The organism is Halochromatium sp. NSM3 (genome assembly GCF_059621085.1).
In genome coordinates, this window is record NZ_JCAQIA010000030.1 from 21,796 (window position 1) to 42,673 (window position 20,878).

The following is a 20,878-nucleotide window of genomic DNA, read 5'->3' on the forward strand; positions in this document are numbered from 1 at the left end:
CGAGCCGAAGCCAGCCAGGCCACCCGATCGCCATCCGATCGAACCTCGGTCAAGATTCGGGCATTTTGCTAACTCAGATCAGCTTTTTCCGCCCCGACCCAGGGCAGTCAATGACCGCTGGTTTACAATGTTCGCGAGGGCCACTCAGCGCATCGCTCGTCGCTGCGCCACGGTCCGACGAGTCACTGTTCACTACGACATCGGCGCCGCCATCGAGGTGCCGCCGTTCCGGAGGATCGCAAGCCGATGCTTGGAGAAATGCACGACGTGCTCCATGAGTTCCCCGAACTCGAAGGCAAGATCGACGAGATGCGTGCGAGCAACGCCGCCTTTGCCGAACTCATGGACGCCTATGATGAGCTGGACGCGAAGGTCCGCCAACTCGAGGAACTCGGCACCCCGGTTGCCGACGAAACCATCGAGGAGTTCAAGAAGCAGCGTTTGCTGCTCAAGGACAAACTCTACGATCTGCTCCGTACCTAATACCGCAATGCAAGCCATTGGCGTGAAACCTGCCCGTCGTTCGCACGCCGCTAGCCCGCTGATCTAGCCCGCGCTGCGGGCAGTCAATCCAACTGGCACGCCAAGAGCGACCCAACATCTCCCTGGGTCGCGGCGGCCTCGCCCTCCCTATTCGTCACCATCGGGATGCGGCAGCAACCAACCCCGAGCACAAGGCGCGAGCCACCCATGCGATCCTCCCAATCCTCGGCCGATCCGCTGGATCGGCCACGCAGCCGACGGTTACGACCGCTGCTGCGCCTGCTGGGCTTTACCAGACCCTATCTCGGACGGCTCCTGCTCGCCCTCGCCGCGCTGCTATTCGCCGCCGGCACGCTACTGGCCTTTGGCCAGGTGATTCGCAACGTGGTCGACACCGGGATCGCCAGTGGCTCATCGGCCGCGCTGGATCAGGCGCTGCTGTTCTTTTTACTGGTCGTGGTGCTCTTGAGTATCGCGGTCGGGCTGCGCAGCTGGCTGCTGAATTGGCTTGGCGAACGTGTAGTTGCCGATGTACGCCGCGCCGTCTTCAACCGCGCCCTGGCCCTGAACGTCGGCTTCTTCGAGACCACCCGCACCGGCGAGGTCATCTCCCGGCTGACCAGCGACACCGCACTGTTGCAGATCGTAGTCGGCTCCACCTTTGCCATGGGGCTGCGCAGCCTGCTGCTGGCGATCGGCAGTCTGGTGATGCTGGCCATCACCAGCCCAGAGCTGACGCTGCTGGTCGTGCTCGGGGTGCCCGTTGTGCTGGTGCCGGCCTGGTTCCTCGGCCATCGGGTACGCCGCTTCTCCAGGCTGAGCCAGGACAGGATTGGCGATGTCGGCGCCTATGTCGACGAGACCCTGCATGGCATCCGCACGGTCCAGGCCTTCTGCCATGAGCCGGTGGACCGGGCGCGCTATGGCGAGCGCGTCGAAGAGGCCTTCGGCACGGCGATGCGCCGCTCCGTGAACAGCGCGCTGCTGAGCACGGTGGTAACCTTGCTGACCTTCGGCGCCATCGGGCTCGTGCTCTGGTTCGGCGGGCGCGAGGTGCTGGCCGGGCGACTCACCGGGGGCGAACTCTCGGCGTTCTTGTTCTACGCGATCCTAGTCGCGGGCAATGTCGGCTCACTGTCGGACATCGCCGGCCAACTCCTGCGCGGCGCCGGCGCCGCCGAACGCTTGATGGAACTGCTCGAGACCGAGCCCTCGATCACCGCGCCCGCCGCGCCACGCCGCCTGCCCACCCCGGTGCAAGGCCGCGTCGAGGCCCAAGCGGTGACCTTTACCTATCCATCCCGCCCCGAGCATCCGGCCATTGCCGGCATCGATCTCGAGATCGCGCCGGGCGAGCAAATCGCCCTCGTCGGCCCATCCGGCGCGGGCAAGTCGACCCTGTTCCACCTGCTGCTGCGGTTCTACGACCCGGAGCAAGGCGCGCTGCGCCTCGATGGCATCGATCTGCGCGAACTCGAACCCACGGCCTTCCGGCGCCAGATCGTCATCGTGCCGCAGGATCCGGTGATCTTTGGCGCCGATGCACTCGAGAACATCCGTTATGGGCTGGAGGTGGATGACGCGGCGGTCGAGGCTGCGGCCCGCGCGGCGCACGCGCATGAGTTCATCCAGCGGCTGCCGAACGGCTATCGGACCTTCCTCGGCGAGCGCGGGGTGCGTCTCTCTGGCGGCGAGCGTCAACGCATCGCGATCGCGCGCGCCATCCTGCGCGACCCAGCGGTCTTGCTCCTGGATGAGGCCACCAGCGCGCTGGATGCCGAAAGCGAGCGCCTCGTGCAAGACGCGCTGGAACACCTGATGCACGGACGCACCAGCATCGTCATCGCCCATCGCTTGGCCACGGTGCGCAATGCCGACCGGATCCTGGTCCTCGACCAAGGGCGCATCGTCGCCAGTGGCCGCCATGAGACGCTGCTCGTCGAGGACGGCCTCTATGCCCGTCTCGCGGCCCTGCAGTTCCAGGATGGGAGTTAGTTGTCCGAGGTCTGACCCTTGATGTGCTGACGGATCTCCTGTGGTCGCGGCAGCCCGCGAATCCTCAGCTCCGGATCATCGCCGGCGGTATAGACCTTCAGATCGCCGGCCCCCAACAGGCGTTGGAACAGCGACTGCTCGACCCGAACCGTCCGCACCGAACTCATGTTGATCTCGATGTATTGCTTGCTCAGCAGCCCATGCGTCCAAACCAGCTCGTATTCGTTGATCTCGAGATGATCCATCAGGGACGCCAGCCACCAACGCAGCAGCTGGAAAAGACCGATGGCGATCAACCCGTAGCCCAGCCAGCGCGGCTCGAGCCCGTCGGGCAGTTGGAGCGACTGTGTGGGCTCCGGCAAGAGCGGGAGCGTGCCGGTCAGCGCGATCACCGCTCCACCCGCGATCATCAGCCACGCGATCAGGGCACCGAGCGGGTGCGAGCGCCAGACGGAAGGGTTGGCCTTGTACAGGACTTCAGGCATCGCATGACTCCTTGGGCGGACTAGGGAACGACATAACAGCGGACGACAAAGGCGGGCCAGCAGAGCGGCGTCACGAGCAATCGTACCAGTATTGCCCGAAGCCGAGAATGCGTCCGAGAGAGGACGCGGCGCTGGGATTAGCCGACGAGTGCCCTGAACGCATCGAGATCGAGCAGTTGGCCCGGCCCCTCGGGTTGGCCAAGACCCGCAGGGTTGCTCGGCTCCCGATAGTCGGAAAGATTACTGCCGGTGCCGATGCAGGGCCAAGGCGGCGGCGCCTGCAGCCAACCGCCATCGGCGGCGCGCATGTGTTGGCGATCACTGGCAAAGTCCGCGAGATAGCGCGCGGCGGTGACGACCCGAAAGCGCGGCTGCAGCAGTCCCGGCAACGCCGCCGCATGCGGGAAACTGCGCTCGAGCCAGGTGCTCGCCACAACCGGCAGCCGCAAGCGCGAGTCCAGATCCCAGATGCGCTGCTGCTCGTCGAGCGCGATGCAATGATAATCCCACCAGACGAGGCCATCGGCACCGGCAGCGCGTTGCTCGGCAATCGGGCAGGCTCCGGCCTGGCTGGCGACAAAGATCGCCTGCGCGATGACTACACCCGTCGGCGGCTCGGCGCAGAGCCACCAGATGTTCTCCTCGCAGTAGAACGGCTGATAGCGCAGGCCATGACGTACCTGGTCGCCAGATTGAGCACAACGTTGTTCACTCACGGGAAAGGATGCCAGGCCGAGCCGTCAACCGGTGTTGCGCATTCCCGCCGCGATCGCATTGATCGAACGCAGCAGCGGGTCCAGCCATTCCTTGCGCGCTTCCTCGCTCGACTCGTTGCGATAGCGCTCGAGCAGGGTGATCTGGATGTGGTTCAACGGGTCCAGGTAGCTGTTGCGCCGCGCCAGCGAGAGCTGCAGCTCGGGCGTCTCTTCCATCACCGCGTGCAGCCCGGCGACATTGAGCACCTGGGTTAGGGTGCGCTGATACTCATCGGCGATCGCCTGGTAGATCGGTTCGGCGCGCGCCTGGTCGGTGACCAACTGCGAATACTCACGGGCGATGCCCATCTCGGCCTTGAACAGCGACATCTGGGTGTTGCTCAGGATGGCGCGAAAGAACGGCCACTCCTGATACATGCGCTGCAATTTCGCGAGGCGCTCCAGATCGCTCCCGCGCCACTGCTCGATCGCACTGCCGATGCCCAGCCAAGCCGGCAACGTATGGCGCGCCTGCGCCCAGCCGAAGACCCACGGGATCGCGCGGATCGAGCCCAGCGAACGGTCCGCCTTCTTGCGATGCGAAGGCCGCGAGCCGATGTTGAGCAGCGCGATCGCATCGACCGGGGTGGCCTCGTAGAAATAGTCCAACAAGCCCGGCGTGTCGCACACCAACCCACGGTAATGCTGTTCGCCGAGCCGCGCTAGCTCCTCCATGATGCCGAGGAAGTCCTTGCGCGGCTTGGTCGGCGGGTCGATCACGCAACGGCTCGCCTTCATCAGACCGCTGATGCCCATGGTCAGCTCGTAGAGCGCGGTCTCGGGGTTCGCGTAACGGTACGAGAGCACCTCGCCCTGCTCGGTGAACTTGATCTGCCCATGCACGGTGTCCTCCGGCTGCGACAGGATCGCCTCGTGCGTCGGTCCGCCGCCGCGACCGATGGTGCCGCCCCGGCCATGGAACAGGCGGCACTTGACGCCGCGCGCTTGGGCGAGGGCGATGATCGTCTCCTGCGCCTCGTACAGGTTCCAGGCCGAGGCCAGGATGCCGCCGTCCTTGCAGGAGTCGGAGTAGCCGAGCATCACCTCTTGCAGATTCCCCGAGGCCTTGAGCAACGCCGCATAGGTCGGGCTGTCGAACAGCGCCGACATCACCGCCTCGATCTGGGCCAGGTCTTCAATGGTCTCGAACAGCGGCGAGATGCGCAGATGGCAGAACCAACCCTCCGGTGTGCGCCCGGCCAGGCCCGCCAGGCGCGCGAGCAGCATCACCTCCATCACATGACTGGCGCAGTGGGTCATCGAGATCACATAGGCGCCGAACACCTGCTCGCTGATCTCGGCGCGCATCCGCGCCATCGACTCGAACACCTCCAGGGTCTCGCGCGTCTCCGGGGTCAGGGTGCCCTTGTCGATATGGAAGGGATGCGGATGACCGATGGCCTCGGCGAGTGCGACCAGCTTCTGCTCCTCGCTGAAGGCCTCGTAGAGGGGCGCGCCGGCTTGGCGCGCGAACAGCTCGATCACCGCCTCGGTGTGGCGCGTCGATTCCTGGCGCACATCCAGATGCACCAGATGGAAGCCAAAGCTCTCGACCAGTCGGATCAGGTCCTTAAGTTCGCCATCGGCGGCGTTGGCATCGCCGTGGCTGATCAGCGAGTCGCGGATCAGATAGAGATCCTCGAGCAGCTCGCACTCGTGGGCATAGCCTTCCGGCAGGATCTCGGGGTTCTGATCGTCATCGATGCGCGCGCGCACCCGCGCCAGCGTGGTCTCGAGCCGATGCCTGACGATGAACAGCTTGCGTCGATAGGGCTCGTGGAAATAGCGCCGATGGGTCTGGCGCATGGTGTGCAGCCAATAATCCTCGTCATCGTCCAGCGCATCGAGGAACGGCGCCGAGGGCTGCACCAGCAGGCTCGAATGGCTGAGGATGCGCGATAAACGCTGGACCCGCGCGCTGTATTCCTCGAGCACCAGCTCGCAGTGCATGCGCACGGCCAGCTCGGTGGTCTCCGGCTTGACGAACGGATTGCCGTCGCGATCGCCGCCGATCCAGGAGCCGAAGCCGACGAAGCTTGGCACCGTCACCCCGCTCTCGATCCCATACAGGCGCCGCACCGCGCGCTCCAGGTTGCGATAGACCTGCGGCAAGGTCACGAACAACGACTCGCGGAAGAAGTACAGCCCTTGGCGCACCTCATCGGTCACCTGCGGCTTGTGCACCCGCACCTCATCGGTCTTCCAGAGCACCTGAATCTCGCTCAGAATCTGCCCTAGGCGATCCTGCTGCTCCTCCTCGTTGAGCTTGTGGCGGTGCAGATCCAGGGTCAGCAGGAAGATGCGCCGATGCGTCTCGAGCGTGGTGCGGCGCTTGGCCTCGGTGGGATGCGCGGTGAACACCGGCAGATAGGCGAGTTCATTCAACAGTCGCTGCAGCCCCGCCGCATCGATGCCATCGGCATGGAATTGGCGCAGGGTGTGGTCGAACGAGCCGCGCCAGAGCCGCCCGCCAGCGCTGACCAGCGAGCGCCGATGCAGAAAGGCGTGCACATCCTCGACCAGATGCGCCAGGCTGAAGTAGATGGTGTACGCGCGGATCACCTCCGAGAGCGTCTGCGGGTCGAGACCGTTGATGCGCTTCATCAACTTCTCGCGCAGCTCGGGGTCGTCTGCCTCGCGCAGCGTCAGGAAGCCTTCGCGCAGGCGTTCCACCACCACCAATACGCGCTTGCGGCTGTGCTCGCGCAGCACCTCGCCGAGCAGGGTGGCGAAGAGCGCAATATCACGCTCGGAGCCGGACAGGGTCTGGGTGTCGTTCATCACGGTACAGCTAAAAGTCCTTGACGTATCTGCGCGGAGTCTACCCCGGCACCAAGCCAATGAAAACCGACCAAACCATCCGGCGGCGGATGGCGAGCAGAGATCAGCGCCGCGTCAGCCCCGGCGTTCGGTGCTTGTCGAGCGGCCTGGGTTGCGTCTATGGTCGTATCGTGCATCGCGCGTCCTTGGCCATCCGCCGACGCGCGCGTTCGGACCCGAGACGGCCCTACATGGCTTTCGTCATCGCTGTCACACCATCATCCATCAATGGAGAGTCTCAATGCGCCCTAGCAACTCGCTCACCACTGCCCTCGCCGCTGGCCTCACCACCGCCCTCATGCTGGGCAGCGCCCATGCCGAGGTGCAATCCAAGGCCGTCAGCTACGAAGACGAAGGCGTCCCGCTGACCGGCTATCTGTACTGGGACGATGCCCTCGAAGGCGAACGGCCCGGCATCCTGGTGATCCACGAATGGTGGGGCCTCAACGACTACGCGAAGCAGCGCGCGCGGATGCTGGCCGAGCTTGGCTACGTCGCCTTCGCGGCGGATATGTACGGCAACGATCAGGTCACCGATCAGCCCTCGCAAGCGCGGGAATGGATGCAGGAGGTCACGGTCGATCCCGAACTCTGGCGCCAGCGCGCTGCGGCTGGCCTCACTCAACTTAAGGACGTCGATGAGGTGAACACGGAGCAACTCGCCGCCATCGGCTACTGCTTCGGCGGTGGTACCGTGCTACAGATGGCCTACGGCGGCGCCGACCTCGATGGCATCGTCAGCTTCCATGGCTCGATGCCTGCGGCCCCAGAGGAGAGCGCCGGCAAGATCGCGCCCAAGATCCTCATCCTGCACGGCCAGGCTGACAGCTTCGTCGCGCCCGAGGTGGTCACCAACTTCCAGAACAAGCTCGAGGAGGCCGGCGCCAACTGGGAGATGGACATCTACGGCGGCACGCGCCACGGCTTCACCAATCCCGATGTCGGCGACTACGGCATCGACAACCTGCAATACAACGCGCAGGCCGACGCCCGCTCCTGGCAACGCATGCAAGACTTCTTCCGCGAACTCTTTGCCGACTGAGCGATGAAACACTGGTTATGGCTTCCCGTCGTCGTGATCCTCTTGGATCAGGCCAGCAAATGGCTGGTTCTAAGTGCCCTCACGCCCTATCAGGTGCTTGAAATCCTGCCCAATATACATCTCACCCTCATGTTCAACAGCGGCGCCGCGTTCAGCTTCCTGGCCGATGCCGGCGGCTGGCAGCGCTGGCTGTTCGCGGGCTTCGCGGTGGTGGTCACGATCGCGCTCGTGGTCTGGCTGTTGCGGCTCCAGGCAAACGAGCGTTTGCTCGCCGTCGGTCTTGGGCTGATCATCGGTGGCGCGATCGGCAATCTGATCGATCGCGTGGTCTTCGGTCATGTCGTCGACTTCATCCAGGTCTACCTGCCCGTGATCCCGCTGCGGCTCTTCAACCCTTGGCCGGCGTTTAACATTGCCGATAGCGCAATCAGTCTCGGCGTGGTGCTACTGTTGATCGAAACCGTTCGCGGCGAGCGCCATCGACAGCCTGCAGATGGCTGAGATGTACCCGCCGAACCAATCACCCCGGAGATGACATGAAGATCGCCATCCTATCGCGCAACCCGAAACTGTACTCGACACGCCGACTCGCCGAGGCGGCGCGCGAGCGAGGTCATGAGGCGCGCGTCATCGACGCACTGCGCTGCTACATGAACATCACCTCGCACGCGCCATCGATCCACTACAAGGGCGAAAACCTCAGCGGCTTCGACGCGGTGATCCCGCGCATTGGCGCCTCGGTGACCTTTTACGGCACTGCGGTGCTGCGCCAGTTCGAGATGATGAACGTCTACCCATTGAACGAGTCGGTCGCGATCAGCCGCGCGCGCGACAAGCTGCGCTCGCTACAGCTGCTCTCGCGCCGCGGCATTGGCCTGCCGATCACCGGCTTCGCCCATACCCCGGACGATATCGATGACCTGATCAAGATGGTCGGCGGCGCCCCGCTGGTGATCAAGCTGCTGGAGGGCACGCAGGGCATCGGCGTGGTGCTGGCCGAGACACGCCAAGCCGCCGAAAGCGTGATCGAGGCCTTCCTCGGCCTCAAGGCCAACATCCTGGTGCAGGAGTACATTCACGAGGCCAAAGGCGCCGACATCCGCTGCTTCATCATCGGCGAGAAGGTCGTCGCTACTATGCGTCGCCAGGCCAAGCCCGGCGAATTCCGCTCCAACCTGCACCGCGGCGGCAGCGCCGAGCTGATTCGCATTACCCCCGAGGAGCGCTCCACGGCGGTGCGCGCGGCCAAGATCATGGGACTGAACGTCGCCGGCGTCGACATCCTGCGCTCCAACCATGGCCCGGTGGTGATGGAAGTCAACTCCTCGCCTGGGCTCGAAGGCATCGAGACCGCCACCAACAAGGACATCGCCGGTCAGATGATCGACTTCATTGAGAAAGACGCCGTTGCCGGCAAGACCCGTACCCGTGGCAAAGGCTAGCAGCGCGGCCTCCGGACTGCGTATCGGCGGACAACTGGTGCGCGCCGGCGAACGCCGGCGTGTGGACCTGCCGCTGCCGAGTCTGTTCACCCAAAATCCGGTGGTGCTGCCGGTGCATGTATTGCACGGGCGCCGTCCCGGTCCACGGCTCTTCGTCACTGCCGCTGTCCATGGTGACGAGATCAACGGCATTGCGATTATTCGCCGCCTGCTCAGCAGCACTGCCTTGCGCTCGCTGCGCGGCACGCTGCTGGCGGTGCCGGTGGTCAATGTCTACGGCTTCGTGCGCCACTCGCGCTATCTGCCCGACCGACGCGACCTGAATCGCAGCTTCCCCGGCTCCGAGAGCGGCTCGCTGGCCGGCCGGCTCGCGGCGACCTTGATGAGCGAGATCGTCGCCGACAGCGATCTCGGCATCGACCTGCACACCGGCGCCGCCCACCGCGAGAACCTGCCGCAGATCCGCGCCCGTGTCGAGACCATCGGCATTCCGGATCTGGCGCGCTCGTTCGACGCGCCAGTGATCCTCGATGCCGACCTGCGCGACGGTTCCCTGCGCGCGGCGGCCGCCGCGATCGATGTACCGGTCCTGCTCTACGAGGCCGGCGAGGCGCTGCGGTTCGATGAACTCTCGATCCGCGCCGGCGTGCGCGGCATCCTCGCCGTGATGCGTCACCTCGGCATGATTCGCGACCAGACCCGCCGCCAGCGCTCACCGCACCCACCGGTGATTGCCCGATCTAGCGTCTGGGCACGCGCGCACACCAGCGGCATGCTGGGCTTCGCGCGTCCGCTCGGCGCCTGGGTCGAGAAGGGCGAGCGCCTGGCCACCGTGGCCGACCCCTTCGGCAATGGCGAGGAGACCATCACCTCCCCCACCGCCGGCATCGTCATCGGCCGCATGAACCTGCCTCTGATCACCGAGGGTGAGGCGCTGTTCCACATCGCCCGCTTCAAGACCGATGCCGTGGCCGACACCGTGGAGCACTTCCAGACGCTGCTCGAGCCCGATGACCCCCTCTCGGAGCCCATCGACTGATGTGCCTGCTCAGCTGAGTGCCTGCTCAGCCGGACGCCTCGAATGCTGCATGATCACGCCGGACAGCGGCCGGCATAGGCCAGACTGGAAGGCCGGACTGGAGCGCCCGCCCCTTGGCGAGCGAGGCGCTCCAGCGGTGCTTATTTGGACGACTCGCTCGCAGCCGGCGCGGTGGGTGCTGGATACCCATAGCCCGGATAGGTATAGCCGTAGTAGGGCACGGCCCCGTAGGCATAGGGATAGCCGCCATAGTAGCCCGGATAGCCACCCCAATAGCCGGGATAGCCATATCCATAGCCCGGACCATACCAGGGGCCGCCCCAACCATTGCCCCAGCCGGGACCCCAGCCATCGCCCCAATTCCAGGGGTTGAACGGTCCCCAGAAGGCATTCGCGGAGCCAGCGCCGAAGAGAGTGACGCCGGCCAGACCAACAGCAAGCAACAGACGCTTCTTGATGAGCATGTTCTGACCTCCGCTCATTGAGATGGTCGATCAAGTGAACCGGCTCAACGGCGCCGGTCCGTGTTCAGCTTATCCAGGCTGTGACAGGGGTTGTTTGATGAAAGTCAATATTTGCCGGTCATCCTTCCACGAAGGAGCGCAGAAAGGCCTCCGCAGAGAGCGTCCGTGGCAGCCGCCGTCCGCTCGGACCGGGCCGCATGGTGATGACTTGGCGTGAATGCTCCGGACCAGAGCTGACGTGGATCGGGTGGTCCGCGCCATGGTACTGACCGCAAGGATCGTCCAGTGCTGGCGGAGCAGTCCGCACACGCTTCAGTCGGAGCCCATCGATCTCCCAGCGATGCCGCGCCAAGATCGCATCCAGCTCCGTCGCTGTCGGTCCGTAGCCGGAGAGATCGATCAGACCGCGCGCAGCGCAAAGTGCTGGAAGGGTACTGATGGCCAGTGCTCGGGAAGGTGCCGGAGCCTGTCTCGGAGATTGCCGTCACGCAGATGCGTGGGCTGGCACTGCTGCAGCACATAGTTGCGCACGCCGGCATCAGCCAGGTGCTGCATTAGCTTTTGCAGATAGCCATCGTCATCGAGCCCCGGCATCGGCGTGGTGCGAACCTCGAGCGCGACGCCAGCCGCAAGCAGCAGCTCCAGGCTCCGCCAGGCGGCTTCGCCGGAGCCGGGCACGCCGGTAACTGCGGGATAGTCCTCGGGCAGGGCCTTGATATCCAGTCCAACCCAGTCGAGCAGCGGCAGCAGGCTGCGCAAGCGTTGCGGATAAGGACCACCAGTGTGCAGCCCGACCTTGAAGCCGAGCGCACGCACCAGGGTCATCGCATCGGCGAGTGCGGACTGCGCGGTTGGCTCGCCGCCACTGAAGACCACCGCATCGAGCAGGCCACGGCGAGACCTCAGGAACTCGAGCACCTCGGCCCAGGTGATTGCCTCCCGCCCGTTTTCCTCGGGCGCGGCATCCAGCAGATGGCCGTTGTGGCAATACGGGCAGCTCCAAGGACAGCCTTGGCAGTAGACAACAGCCGCTAGCTCGCCCGGATAATCGACGCTGGTCAGCGGCGTCAGTCCGCCGAGCCTTAGCGCATTGGCTGCGGGCCGAATCTGGAGCTGAGGCCGGGTCATGGCCGACCGTCGGCTGGCCGTTGTCTCGACCTCATCTGACAGCTGCTCAAGCAGCCTCACGCCGAGTTTCGCCTGAATGGGCTTCTTCGGAGTGCGTCTCTCCGGAACGCTGATGCGAGCGTTGGCCCAAGCCCTGGCTCGCTTGGTGATGGATTGGGTTCTGGCTCAAATCCGGGCGAGCCGCAGGCCGCTCCTGAAAATAGGTGCGCTCCTGATGTTCGGCCTGCTTGCCGCGATTGAAGGCCGAGACCGGACGGTGGTAGCCCATCACGCGGGTCCAGACCTCGCAGCGGGTGCGCTCTTCGTCGCGCAATTCGATGGTTGGCTCAATCGTGGTCTCTTTCATGTCGTACTCCAGTTGATATCGATGATGCGGCCTGCCCGTCGGCCGCTGCTATTCGGTCAGCCTTGCTCTAGGTGCGTAGTTGTCCCAGCGAGGCAAGCCGTTGTCGGTGCTGGGATCAGCGCCGTCGATGGCCCGCACGGCCGATGGACCGCACGGAAGCGACTCAGGCCGTCGCCGCTTGCACCTCGGCACGCTTCTTTTCGATCAGCTCGGCATCGCACTTGGGACAGAACTCGTGCTCGCCGGCGAGATAACCATGGGTTGGGCAGACCGAGAAGATCGGCGTCACCGTGATATAGGGCAGCCGGAAGTTGGTCAGTGCCCGATGTACCAGGCGCTTACAGGCATCGGTAGAGCCGATACGCTCGCCCATGTACAGATGCAGCACGGTGCCGCCGGTGTACTTGGTCTGCAGCTGATCCTGCGCCGCCAGTGCTTCAAAGGCGTCGTCGGTATAGCCGACTGGCAGCTGCGAGGAGTTAGTGTAATAGGGCGTGTCCTCGGTACCGGCCTGGAGGATGCCGGGGAAGCGCTTCTTGTCCTCACGGGCGAAACGATAGGTCGTACCCTCGGCCGGTGTCGCCTCTAGGTTGTACATGTGGCCGGTCTCCTCTTGGAACTCGACCATCCGTGCGCGCACATGATCGAGCAGACGGCAGGCGAAGGCGTGCCCCCACTCCGTCGTGATGTCGTCGGTATCCGCCGTGAAGTTGCGGATCATCTCGTTGATGCCGTTCACCCCGAGCGTACTGAAATGGTTGCGCAGGGTGCCGAGATAGCGCTTGGTATAGGGAAAGAGTCCGGCGTCCATGTGGCGCTGGATCACCTTGCGCTTCAACTCCAGGCTCTTCTTCGCCAGCTCCATCAGCTCGTCGAGCCGTCGCAGCAGCGCGGCCTCATCACCACGATGGGTGTATCCGAGTCGAGCACAATTGATGGTCACCACCCCGAGCGAACCGGTCTGCTCGGCCGAGCCGAACAGCCCATTGCCGCGCTTGAGCAGTTCGGATACGTCGAGGCGCAACCGGCAGCACATACTGCGAACCATATTCGGCTCCATGTCGGAGCTGACGAAGTTACTATTGTGGGTGAGCAAGTCGTTTGCCAACAGGAAAAGGTGGTCGTCACTCTCAATCTCGATGTCCACCATCGGCGTTAGGTGCGGCGTGCGCTCGATCTTGACAATCGCGTCTTGGACGCAGCCCTTGCGCAGTTCCCCACAGAAGAACCACAGACAATCATTTTCCGCATCCCGGACCCGAAAATAGGCATCCTTGCGGTATCGGTAATGCGCGCCGTAAGTGCCGTCTACGGCTTCGGCACGAGCGATGATCCGGTAGCCGCAGGCGGTCTTGCCTTGGCCCTCGGTATAGCGAATCAGTGCGCGCTTGCGCTCGATCCGGAAGCCGACCCGCTCGACGAACAGCCGCACGTTGCGCTCGCCGGTGATGATGACGGAGCCGGTGCGCTCATTGAGCCGGCCCGCAATGGACAACATGGTCAACAACTCTAAGACCTGCTGCAGCAGGCGCGGGCTCCTGGACGTGAATGAGATAACCGAGGTGGCATTGCGCGTTGCAACAGTACCATCCGTGTCGAACAGGCCACGCAACAGGGCGCCGATCTCCGCATCGCTGCGGTGGTACAGGATCTCCGGCACGCGCTTGTCCCAACAGGTAGTCAAGGCCAGCCCCAAATGCTCCAGCCAGTCCGTAAGCATCACGGAGGCAACAGCGCTCGTCTTGCAACTCAGCGACACGCCGCACTGCGTCACGGAGGGCTGCAGATTGAACTTGCGAACGAGCACGTCGGCGAAGAAATCCAGGATCTCCGTATCTGCATTCGCCAGCGAGACGCGCCCCCGGCGCAGCGACCCGTCGCCCAGGAGCTGCCCCAGCAGCTCGCAGATTTCAACATCCAGATCCTCTGGGAGGCGCACACTATCACTCAAGGTGGTCTGGAAGCGCGTCCGCGCGAAACTGAAGGGTACGAGCGGCTGAACTTGGCGCGGTCTTGGCTCGATGCGGCAGAACGCAGGCGCCGTAGAGAGTTCGGCCAGCGTAAAGAGGCGATCCTGTTCGTCGTAGAGTCGGAACAGGCGCTCGTTGCGACGCTCGAGCCGCAGGCCCGTCTCAAGCGCCAGCACACAGTCGTCCACGAGCAGGGCATCACCCAGGTTCAGTGCCGCCGCCGCCTTGAGACCATTGTTGGTCGGGAATCGATGATTATCAGAGCAACTGACGCTACGCCCCTCGTCCGTCGTGACGGTGACCTGTTCGTCCCGTTGTGTATGCACCACACCTGTGATCCGTTTGTACGCACCATCACTGCCCACCACCTCGTCGGCGGTGCTCAGCGCCTCTACCACCTTAATACCGTCACGGGTATAGACGCGCGTCCCCTCCGCTAGGCAGAAGTACGGGAGGCCATATTTCGCCGTCATCTCGAACAGCAGCTCCGTATTCTCGCTCTCCCACGGGAAGTCCGACGTGATGTTATAGGTCGGGATCGGGAAGGTGAAGATGCGCCCCTTGGCATCGCCCTCAGTCATCACCTCGATGTAGGCCCGATTGATCATATCCATCTCGGCCTGCAGCTCGCCGTAGGTGAACGGCTGCTCAACGCCACCGATCACCGGCACCTGCTCGCGCAGATCCTCCGGGCAGACCCAATCGAAGGTGAGATTTGTGAACGGGGTATTACCAGTGATGAAGGTCTTGCCACAGCGGCGCGCAACGAAGGTGCCGTTCCGTGTGGTCGGACACCAGACCTTGCCGCGATAGGGCTTGCGCTCGATCAGCTGAATATAGGTCTCCCGATTGCGCACGATGTTCAGCACATGCACGCCGGAATCCTTGCGCGTGTGGACCGTGCTCCCCCAGCCCGCCAGGCTGCAGAGTTCTTGCAGGGCGTCGAGGTTTTCCTGGTCGTTGGTGTAGATGCGGGTGCGACCGTTCGGCTCGATGCTGCCGTCGCCCTTAACATAGGTCTCGATAAACAGCCGGATCTGCCGCGCCGACAGGGTGCGGATCAACGGCGGCACACACTTGCGCTGCAAGTGGCCGAGCACCAGTTCGCTGCCCTCGCTGTTCAGCCGATAACGACAGACCGGGTGATTGGCATAGGTGCCGGTCTGGCGTCGCTCGTGCCAGGTCAAGCCCATCTCGGTCAACAGCCATTCGATCTCAGCCGCGTTCTCGCGGTTGCCCGTCGATTGCCAGATGCTGACGCGCCGCCGTCCAGCGTCAAAATCGAGGTTGCCTTCAGCAACCACCCAGGCCAGCAGCATCACCAGATTGTCGTCCACCTCGACCGTCGAGGTAGTCTCCCAGGCATTCGGCACGATCACCGGCGATTTCAGCTTGGCAACGTCTCCGATCTCTTCGAGAATCCAACGGTTATCCGAGTTGAAGACCTTTCGCACGACCTTGTGCTGCGGCGTGACCCATTGCTCTTGGGTGCGGTTGCGCAGCACGTACATGTCGCCGTCGAAGTCGTACGCCGTGATCGCCAGCGGCTCCAGATACTCCAGGCGATTGTTGCGCCAGTCGAAGGTGGCGATCCGCTCGCCCTCGCTGATCTGGTCGTAGCGCTTCCAGCCCTGTTCGGTCAGGCATTCGGTCTCGGCATCGACGCACTGGCACCCCCAACGCGAGGGCACATTCAGGTTATAGATCAGCTCCTGGATATACTGCTTGACGCGCGGGTAGTCGAGCCCATCGACGCGCACATAGGGCGCCATATAGGTATCGAAGCTGGAGAAGGCCTGAGCGCCGGCCCATTCGTTCTGCAAGGTGCCGAGAAAATTGACGATCTGCCCGATCGCGCTCGACATGTGCTTCGGCGGGCCGGCCTCGACCTTGCCCGGCACTCCATTCAGTCCCTCGGCCAGCAGCGTGCGCAGCGACCAACCGGCGCAGTAGCCGGCGAGCATGTCGAGATCGTGGATGTGCATATCGCCCTCGCGGTGCGCCTCGCCAACCTGCGGCGGATAGACGTGCGAGAGCCAGTAGTTGGCGATCATCTTGCCCGAGGTATTCAGGATCAACCCGCCGAGCGAATAGCCTTGATTGGCATTGGCCGCGACGCGCCAGTCCGAGCGGTCCAGATACTCGTTGATCGAGCTGGTGACATCGACCAGCGTGCGCTGATCGGCGCGTAGCTTGGCGCGCTGCTCGCGGTAGACGATATAGGAGCGCGCGGTCTCGAAGTGATTGGCACTGATCAGGGTCTGCTCGACGACATCCTGAATGCCCTCGATGTCCGGACTGCGTCCCTCCCCGTACCGATGCGCGAGCACCTTGACCACCTGCGCGGTCAGTAGCTGCGCCTCCATCTCGCCGAACTCACCGGTCGCCTGCCCGGCGCGCGCGATCGCCGATTCGATCTTCGAGGCGTCGAAGACGACCTGCTCGCCATCGCGCTTGGTGACGCAGGTTGGCAGGGTCGCAAGCGAGGAGGCGGAGGTCGACATATGGAGGTTCCCGAGCGAAAGACACAAGATATTGTGTTTGAGAGTATAACCAGACCTAGATATAGATGACTAGCCAGATTCCATCACATTGACTCACATCAGCCCGGACGCTGATCGTCGTGCCGCGCTTCATCGGCGCTATTTGGCGTCGCGACGCGCCACTCGCGTCGCGAAAACCGATTGATTCGGCTCGGCTTGACACCATGATCCCCTTTCCCGAGGATGACGCACTCGAGCCTCGCCCCCGCTCCTGCCCTGGCCCGCTGCCAATGCCCAACACAAAGTCCATGCCACGCAAAGTCTTCATCCAAACCTACGGCTGCCAGATGAACGAGTACGACTCGTCACGGATGGCCGACCTGCTGCGTGAATCGCATGGGCTTGAGCGTACCGACCGTCCCGAGGAGGCCGATGTGCTGCTGCTGAACACCTGCTCGATCCGCGAGAAGGCGCAAGAGAAGGTCTTCTCCCAGCTCGGGCGCTGGCGGCCCTGGAAACAGGCTCGGCCCGATCTGGTGATCGGCGTCGGTGGTTGTGTCGCCAGCCAAGAAGGCGACGCCATCCGCGATCGCGCACCCTATGTCGACCTGGTGTTCGGTCCACAGACCCTGCATCGGCTGCCGGCCATGCTCGACGCGGTCGCGCGGCAACAGCAGCCGCAGATCGATATCAGCTTCCCGGAGATCGAGAAGTTCGACCGCCTGCCCGAGCCGCGCGCCGATGGCCCGAGCGCCTTCGTCTCGGTGATGGAAGGCTGCTCCAAGTATTGCACCTACTGCGTGGTCCCCTACACCCGCGGCGAGGAGGTCAGCCGACCCTTCGATGACGTGATTGCCGAGGTGGCCGGCCTCGCCGAGCAGGGCGTGCGCGAGGTCAATCTGCTCGGGCAGAACGTCAATGCCTACTGCGGTCCAATGCACGACGCTGAGATCGCCGACCTCGCACTGCTGATCCGCTACTGCGCGGCCATCGACGGCATCGACCGCATCCGCTTCACCACCTCCCATCCAGTCGAGTTCTCTGACAGCCTGATCGAGGCCTATGCCGAGGTTCCGGAACTCGTCAGCTTCCTGCATCTGCCGGTGCAAAGCGGCTCGGACCGCATCCTCGGACTGATGAAGCGCGGCCACACCGCGCTCGAGTACAAGGACAAGATCCGTCGTCTGCGGCGCGCGCGCCCTGGGATCAGCCTCTCATCGGACTTCATCGTCGGCTTCCCCGGCGAGACCGAGGCCGATTTCGAAGCCACCCTGCGTTTGATCGATGAGATCGGCTTCGACCAATCCTTCAGCTTCCTCTATAGTGCGCGACCGGGAACCCCAGCCGCCGACTACCCAGACGTGGAGCTGGATGTGGTCAAGCAAGCAAGATTGGCGCGGCTGCAGCAGCTGATCAACCAGCAGGCGCAGCAGATCAGCCGGCGGATGGTGGGCCAGGTGCAGCGGGTGCTGGTCGCCGGCCCCTCGCGCAAGGATCCGAGCCAACTCGCCGGGCGTACCGAGAACAATCGGGTGGTCAACTTTAGCGGCCCAAAGGCGCTGATCGGCGACTTCGCCGACCTGCTCATCACCGAAGCGCTGCCGAACTCGTTGCGCGGCGCGCTTCAACAGACCCCGCCGGTTGCGCCGGCTGGACCGGTCGACATCGCACCCGAGGCCCGGCTCGGTAGCGGCGCCAGGCTGTAGCTCGCCGCCGTGCCGCGTCAGCGACCGACCCCCGCTTTACCACCCCAATAGCGCCCAGCGCGCGTCACCATTGATCCAACAACCTATCACGATCGACCTCAGCCTCGCACCCGAAGACAACGTGCGGTTGGCCAACCTGTGCGGCCAGTTCGATTCACATCTGCGCCTGATCGAGCGCCGTCTCGGCATCGAGATCGCCAATCGCGGCATGAGCTTCCGCGTCATCGGTGAGCGCCAGGCCGCCGAGGCAGGCGCCCAGGTGCTCGAGCGACTCTATGCGGCGACCGCCGACGAGCCGCTAACCGCAGAGCGCATTCATCTGGAACTCGTCGAGTCTGGCGCCGACGCGGTTGCCGCAGCCAGCGCCGACGCGCTTCCCGAGTTGATCATCAAGACCAAGCGCGGGCTGATCAAGCCGCGCGGTGCGATGCAACTCAGCTATATGCACGCGATCTTCCGCAACGATCTCAATTTCGGTGTCGGTCCCGCCGGCACCGGCAAGACCTATCTCGCCGTCGCCTGCGCCATCGAGGCGCTCGAGACCGAGCGCGTGCGCCGGCTGCTGTTGGTACGTCCGGCGGTCGAGGCCGGCGAGCGACTTGGCTTCTTGCCTGGCGATCTGGCGCAGAAGATCGACCCCTATCTGCGCCCGCTCTACGATGCCCTGTTCGAGATGCTCGGCTTCGAGAAGGTCAATAAGCTCATCGAACGCAACGTGATCGAGGTCGCGCCGCTCGCCTACATGCGCGGGCGCACGTTGAACGATGCCTTCATCATCCTCGACGAGGCGCAGAACACCACGCCCGAGCAAATGAAGATGTTCCTGACCCGGATCGGTTTCGGCTCCACCGCTGTGGTCACCGGCGACGTCACCCAGGTCGACCTGCCGCGCGGTCAGCCCTCGGGGCTGCGGCAGGTGGTCGAGATTCTGCGCGCGGTGGAAGGCATCAGCTTCACGTTCTTCAGTGCTCATGATGTGGTGCGCCATGCGCTGGTGCAACGCATCGTCAATGCCTACGACGCCCATGACCGAACCCAAGGCACCTGAGCCGCCAGCGCCGACGAGCGCAACAGAGATGGATCCACAAGAAGAGCCGGACCCGGCGCTCCTCCTCGATCTCCAGTATGGGCCCCTCGAGCCACGGCAACGCGCCGCGCTGCCGGACGGCGCCAATCTCGAGCGCTGGGCCTTAGCCGCGCTTGCCCCGGAACGCTCGCCCCGCCATGTGGCCGTGCATTGGCCAGCGGAGCTGACCATCCGCATCACCGACGAGGCCGAGAGCGCCGAACTCAATCAGCGTTATCGCGGGCGCTCGGGACCCACCAATATCCTCTCGTTTCCGTTCGAGCCTCCTCCTGGACTCGATCCCGATCAGTCGGCGGCCGCCGGAATCAATGCCCTGCTCGGGGATCTCGTGATCTGCGCACCACTCGTCCGTCGCGAGGCTGCCGAACAGGGCAAGACCGAGACCTCCCATTGGGCGCATCTAGTGGTCCACGGTGTGCTGCATCTGCTCGGCTTCGATCATCTCACCACCGCCGAGGCCACGCCGATGGAGGCGCTGGAAATCACCATCCTAGCCGCGCTAGGATTCTCAACACCCTACGAGGTCAACGACGACGCCAATGACGAGCGACGACGGATCTAGCAACGGCGCCCAAGCCAGCCAGGGCTGGCTTGGGCGTCTCAGTCTTGCGGGGCTCCTGCAGCGCTTCGGCCGCCGCGAGCCTAAGAACAAAGAACAGCTCGCCGAACTCCTGCAGCAGGCCGAAGGTCGGGGGCTCCTCGATCGGGACGCACTCGGCATGATGGAAGCCGTGCTGCAAGTCGCCGACCTGCGCGTTGGCGACATCATGATCCCGCGCGCCGAGATGGTGCGCATCCGCCGCGATGACCCGCTCGAGCGCATCCTAGCCATCGCCGTCGACTCCGCGCATTCACGCTTCCCGGTGACCGGTGACGACAAGGGCGAGGTGGTCGGCATCCTGCTCGCAAAAGACCTGCTGAGCTATTGCGCCGAGGCCAATCGGCGCTCCTTCAACATCCGCGACCATGTGCGCCCCGCGATCTTCGTACCGGAGAGCAAGCGGCTCAACGTGCTCCTCAAGGAATTCCGGGCGAGCCGCAATCACATGGCGATCGTCGTCGACGAGTACGGCTCCGCCGCCGGCTTGGTCACGATTGAGGATGTGCTGGAGCAGATCGTCGGCGATATCGAGGACGAGCACGATTTCGATGAGGGCGCCTTCATCTACAAACGCGGCCAAGGCGAGTACACGGTCAAGGCGCGCACCTCGGTCGAGGAATTCAACGACTACTTCGGCTGCGCGCTCGACGGCGGGGATCTGGATACGATGGGGGGGCTCGTCGTGCATGCGCTCGCGCATCTACCAGCACGAGGGGAGCGCGTCGAGATCGACGGCTTCCGCTTCACGATCCTGCGTGCCGACAGCCGCCGGGTCCATCTGTTGACGGTACGCCCGCCGGCCCATCCCGAAGCGCCGCCGCCGGATGATAGCGCGTGCAGCACGGCAACAGCGTCATCCTGAGCCAGGAGAGGGCCGCCGAGCGCAAGCAACCCGCAAACCCTGGCTCTGGGGGGGCTCCCCTGGGGGCCCCGGGGGGGCACCAGAAGCGGGCGCCGGCGCGCGCCAGCCCCCCCCCCCCCTAGAGCCGGGGAAAAATTTCGCCCCGCCCAAAAAAGCGCGAAGAATGGCGG

At 64.2% G+C, this 20,878-nt stretch carries 16 protein-coding genes and 1 pseudogene; 10 read left to right on the forward strand and 7 right to left on the reverse strand.

Features of this window, described 5'->3' with window-relative positions; genetic code table 11:
- Positions 1-246 precede the first annotated feature (246 nt).
- Positions 247-483, forward strand: coding sequence for an HP1242/YdcH family protein (locus tag AC54T3_RS12765; RefSeq protein WP_496625268.1), 237 nt, complete (start codon positions 247-249; stop codon positions 481-483).
- A gap of 207 nt (positions 484-690) precedes the next feature.
- Positions 691-2,478, forward strand: coding sequence for an ABC transporter transmembrane domain-containing protein (locus tag AC54T3_RS12770; protein WP_496625270.1), 1,788 nt, complete (start codon positions 691-693; stop codon positions 2,476-2,478).
- Here AC54T3_RS12770 and AC54T3_RS12775 read toward each other — a convergent pair.
- From AC54T3_RS12775 to ppc, 3 genes are all read right to left on the reverse strand, one after another.
- Positions 2,475-2,963, reverse strand: coding sequence for a PH domain-containing protein (locus AC54T3_RS12775; protein ID WP_496625272.1), 489 nt, complete (start codon positions 2,961-2,963; stop codon positions 2,475-2,477). The two genes, AC54T3_RS12770 and AC54T3_RS12775, sit on opposite strands and share 4 nt — an antisense overlap.
- 137 nt (positions 2,964-3,100) lie before the next feature.
- Positions 3,101-3,679: a protein N-terminal glutamine amidohydrolase gene (locus tag AC54T3_RS12780; RefSeq protein ID WP_496625273.1), complete on the reverse strand. Its 579-nt coding sequence runs from the start codon at positions 3,677-3,679 to the stop codon at positions 3,101-3,103.
- Between the two features lie 24 nt (positions 3,680-3,703).
- Positions 3,704-6,499: a phosphoenolpyruvate carboxylase gene (ppc, locus tag AC54T3_RS12785; RefSeq protein ID WP_496625275.1), complete on the reverse strand. Its 2,796-nt coding sequence runs from the start codon at positions 6,497-6,499 to the stop codon at positions 3,704-3,706.
- A 280-nt stretch (positions 6,500-6,779) separates the two neighbouring features.
- On the opposite strand from ppc, the gene AC54T3_RS12790 reads away from it, so the two are divergent.
- The 4 genes from AC54T3_RS12790 to AC54T3_RS12805 are packed head-to-tail and all read left to right on the forward strand — an operon-like array spanning position 6,780 to position 10,061.
- Positions 6,780-7,580 carry a dienelactone hydrolase family protein gene (locus AC54T3_RS12790; protein ID WP_496625277.1) on the forward strand — a complete coding sequence of 267 codons (801 nt, stop codon included), beginning with the start codon at positions 6,780-6,782 and terminating at the stop codon, positions 7,578-7,580.
- A 3-nt stretch (positions 7,581-7,583) separates the two neighbouring features.
- Positions 7,584-8,081, forward strand: a complete 498-nt coding sequence (lspA, locus tag AC54T3_RS12795; RefSeq protein WP_496625278.1) for a signal peptidase II — start codon at positions 7,584-7,586, stop codon at positions 8,079-8,081.
- Between the two features lie 35 nt (positions 8,082-8,116).
- Complete coding sequence (rimK, locus tag AC54T3_RS12800) at positions 8,117-9,022, forward strand: 30S ribosomal protein S6--L-glutamate ligase (protein WP_496625280.1); 906 nt, start codon at positions 8,117-8,119, stop codon at positions 9,020-9,022.
- Positions 9,009-10,061, forward strand: a complete 1,053-nt coding sequence (locus tag AC54T3_RS12805) for a succinylglutamate desuccinylase/aspartoacylase family protein (protein ID WP_496625282.1) — start codon at positions 9,009-9,011, stop codon at positions 10,059-10,061. The genes rimK and AC54T3_RS12805 overlap by 14 nt, the downstream gene beginning before the upstream one ends.
- A gap of 140 nt (positions 10,062-10,201) precedes the next feature.
- Here the strand turns inward: AC54T3_RS12805 and AC54T3_RS12810 are convergent, their stop codons facing one another.
- From AC54T3_RS12810 to nrdD (AC54T3_RS12825), 4 genes and pseudogenes are all read right to left on the reverse strand, one after another.
- A complete protein-coding gene (locus AC54T3_RS12810) occupies positions 10,202-10,525 on the reverse strand; it encodes a sulfur globule protein CV3 (protein WP_496625284.1) in 324 nt (107 codons plus the stop codon).
- 399 nt (positions 10,526-10,924) lie between these two features.
- Positions 10,925-11,653: an anaerobic ribonucleoside-triphosphate reductase activating protein gene (locus AC54T3_RS12815; protein WP_496625286.1), complete on the reverse strand. Its 729-nt coding sequence runs from the start codon at positions 11,651-11,653 to the stop codon at positions 10,925-10,927.
- 184 nt (positions 11,654-11,837) lie between these two features.
- Positions 11,838-11,999: pseudogene (gene nrdD / locus AC54T3_RS12820) on the reverse strand (anaerobic ribonucleoside-triphosphate reductase); the annotation flags it as partial.
- Positions 12,000-12,162: 163 nt separating this feature from the next.
- Positions 12,163-16,473 (reverse strand): anaerobic ribonucleoside-triphosphate reductase, encoded by a 4,311-nt coding sequence (gene nrdD, locus AC54T3_RS12825; protein WP_496625288.1) that lies wholly within the window; start codon positions 16,471-16,473, stop codon positions 12,163-12,165.
- Positions 16,474-16,760: 287 nt separating this feature from the next.
- Here nrdD (AC54T3_RS12825) and miaB point away from each other — a divergent pair, with 287 nt between their 5' ends.
- The 4 genes from miaB (at position 16,761) to AC54T3_RS12845 (ending at position 20,708) form a co-directional block, all read left to right on the forward strand.
- Complete coding sequence (gene miaB / locus AC54T3_RS12830) at positions 16,761-18,158, forward strand: tRNA (N6-isopentenyl adenosine(37)-C2)-methylthiotransferase MiaB (RefSeq protein ID WP_496625289.1); 1,398 nt, start codon at positions 16,761-16,763, stop codon at positions 18,156-18,158.
- A gap of 70 nt (positions 18,159-18,228) precedes the next feature.
- Positions 18,229-19,206 carry a PhoH family protein gene (locus AC54T3_RS12835; protein ID WP_496625291.1) on the forward strand — a complete coding sequence of 326 codons (978 nt, stop codon included), beginning with the start codon at positions 18,229-18,231 and terminating at the stop codon, positions 19,204-19,206.
- A 28-nt stretch (positions 19,207-19,234) separates the two neighbouring features.
- Positions 19,235-19,807: an rRNA maturation RNase YbeY gene (ybeY, locus tag AC54T3_RS12840; RefSeq protein ID WP_496625293.1), complete on the forward strand. Its 573-nt coding sequence runs from the start codon at positions 19,235-19,237 to the stop codon at positions 19,805-19,807.
- The gene (locus AC54T3_RS12845) at positions 19,785-20,708 is read left to right on the forward strand and encodes a CorC family transporter (RefSeq protein ID WP_496625295.1); all 924 of its coding nucleotides are present in this window, start codon (positions 19,785-19,787) and stop codon (positions 20,706-20,708) included. Before ybeY ends, AC54T3_RS12845 begins: the two co-directional genes overlap by 23 nt.
- Positions 20,709-20,878 lie beyond the last annotated feature (170 nt).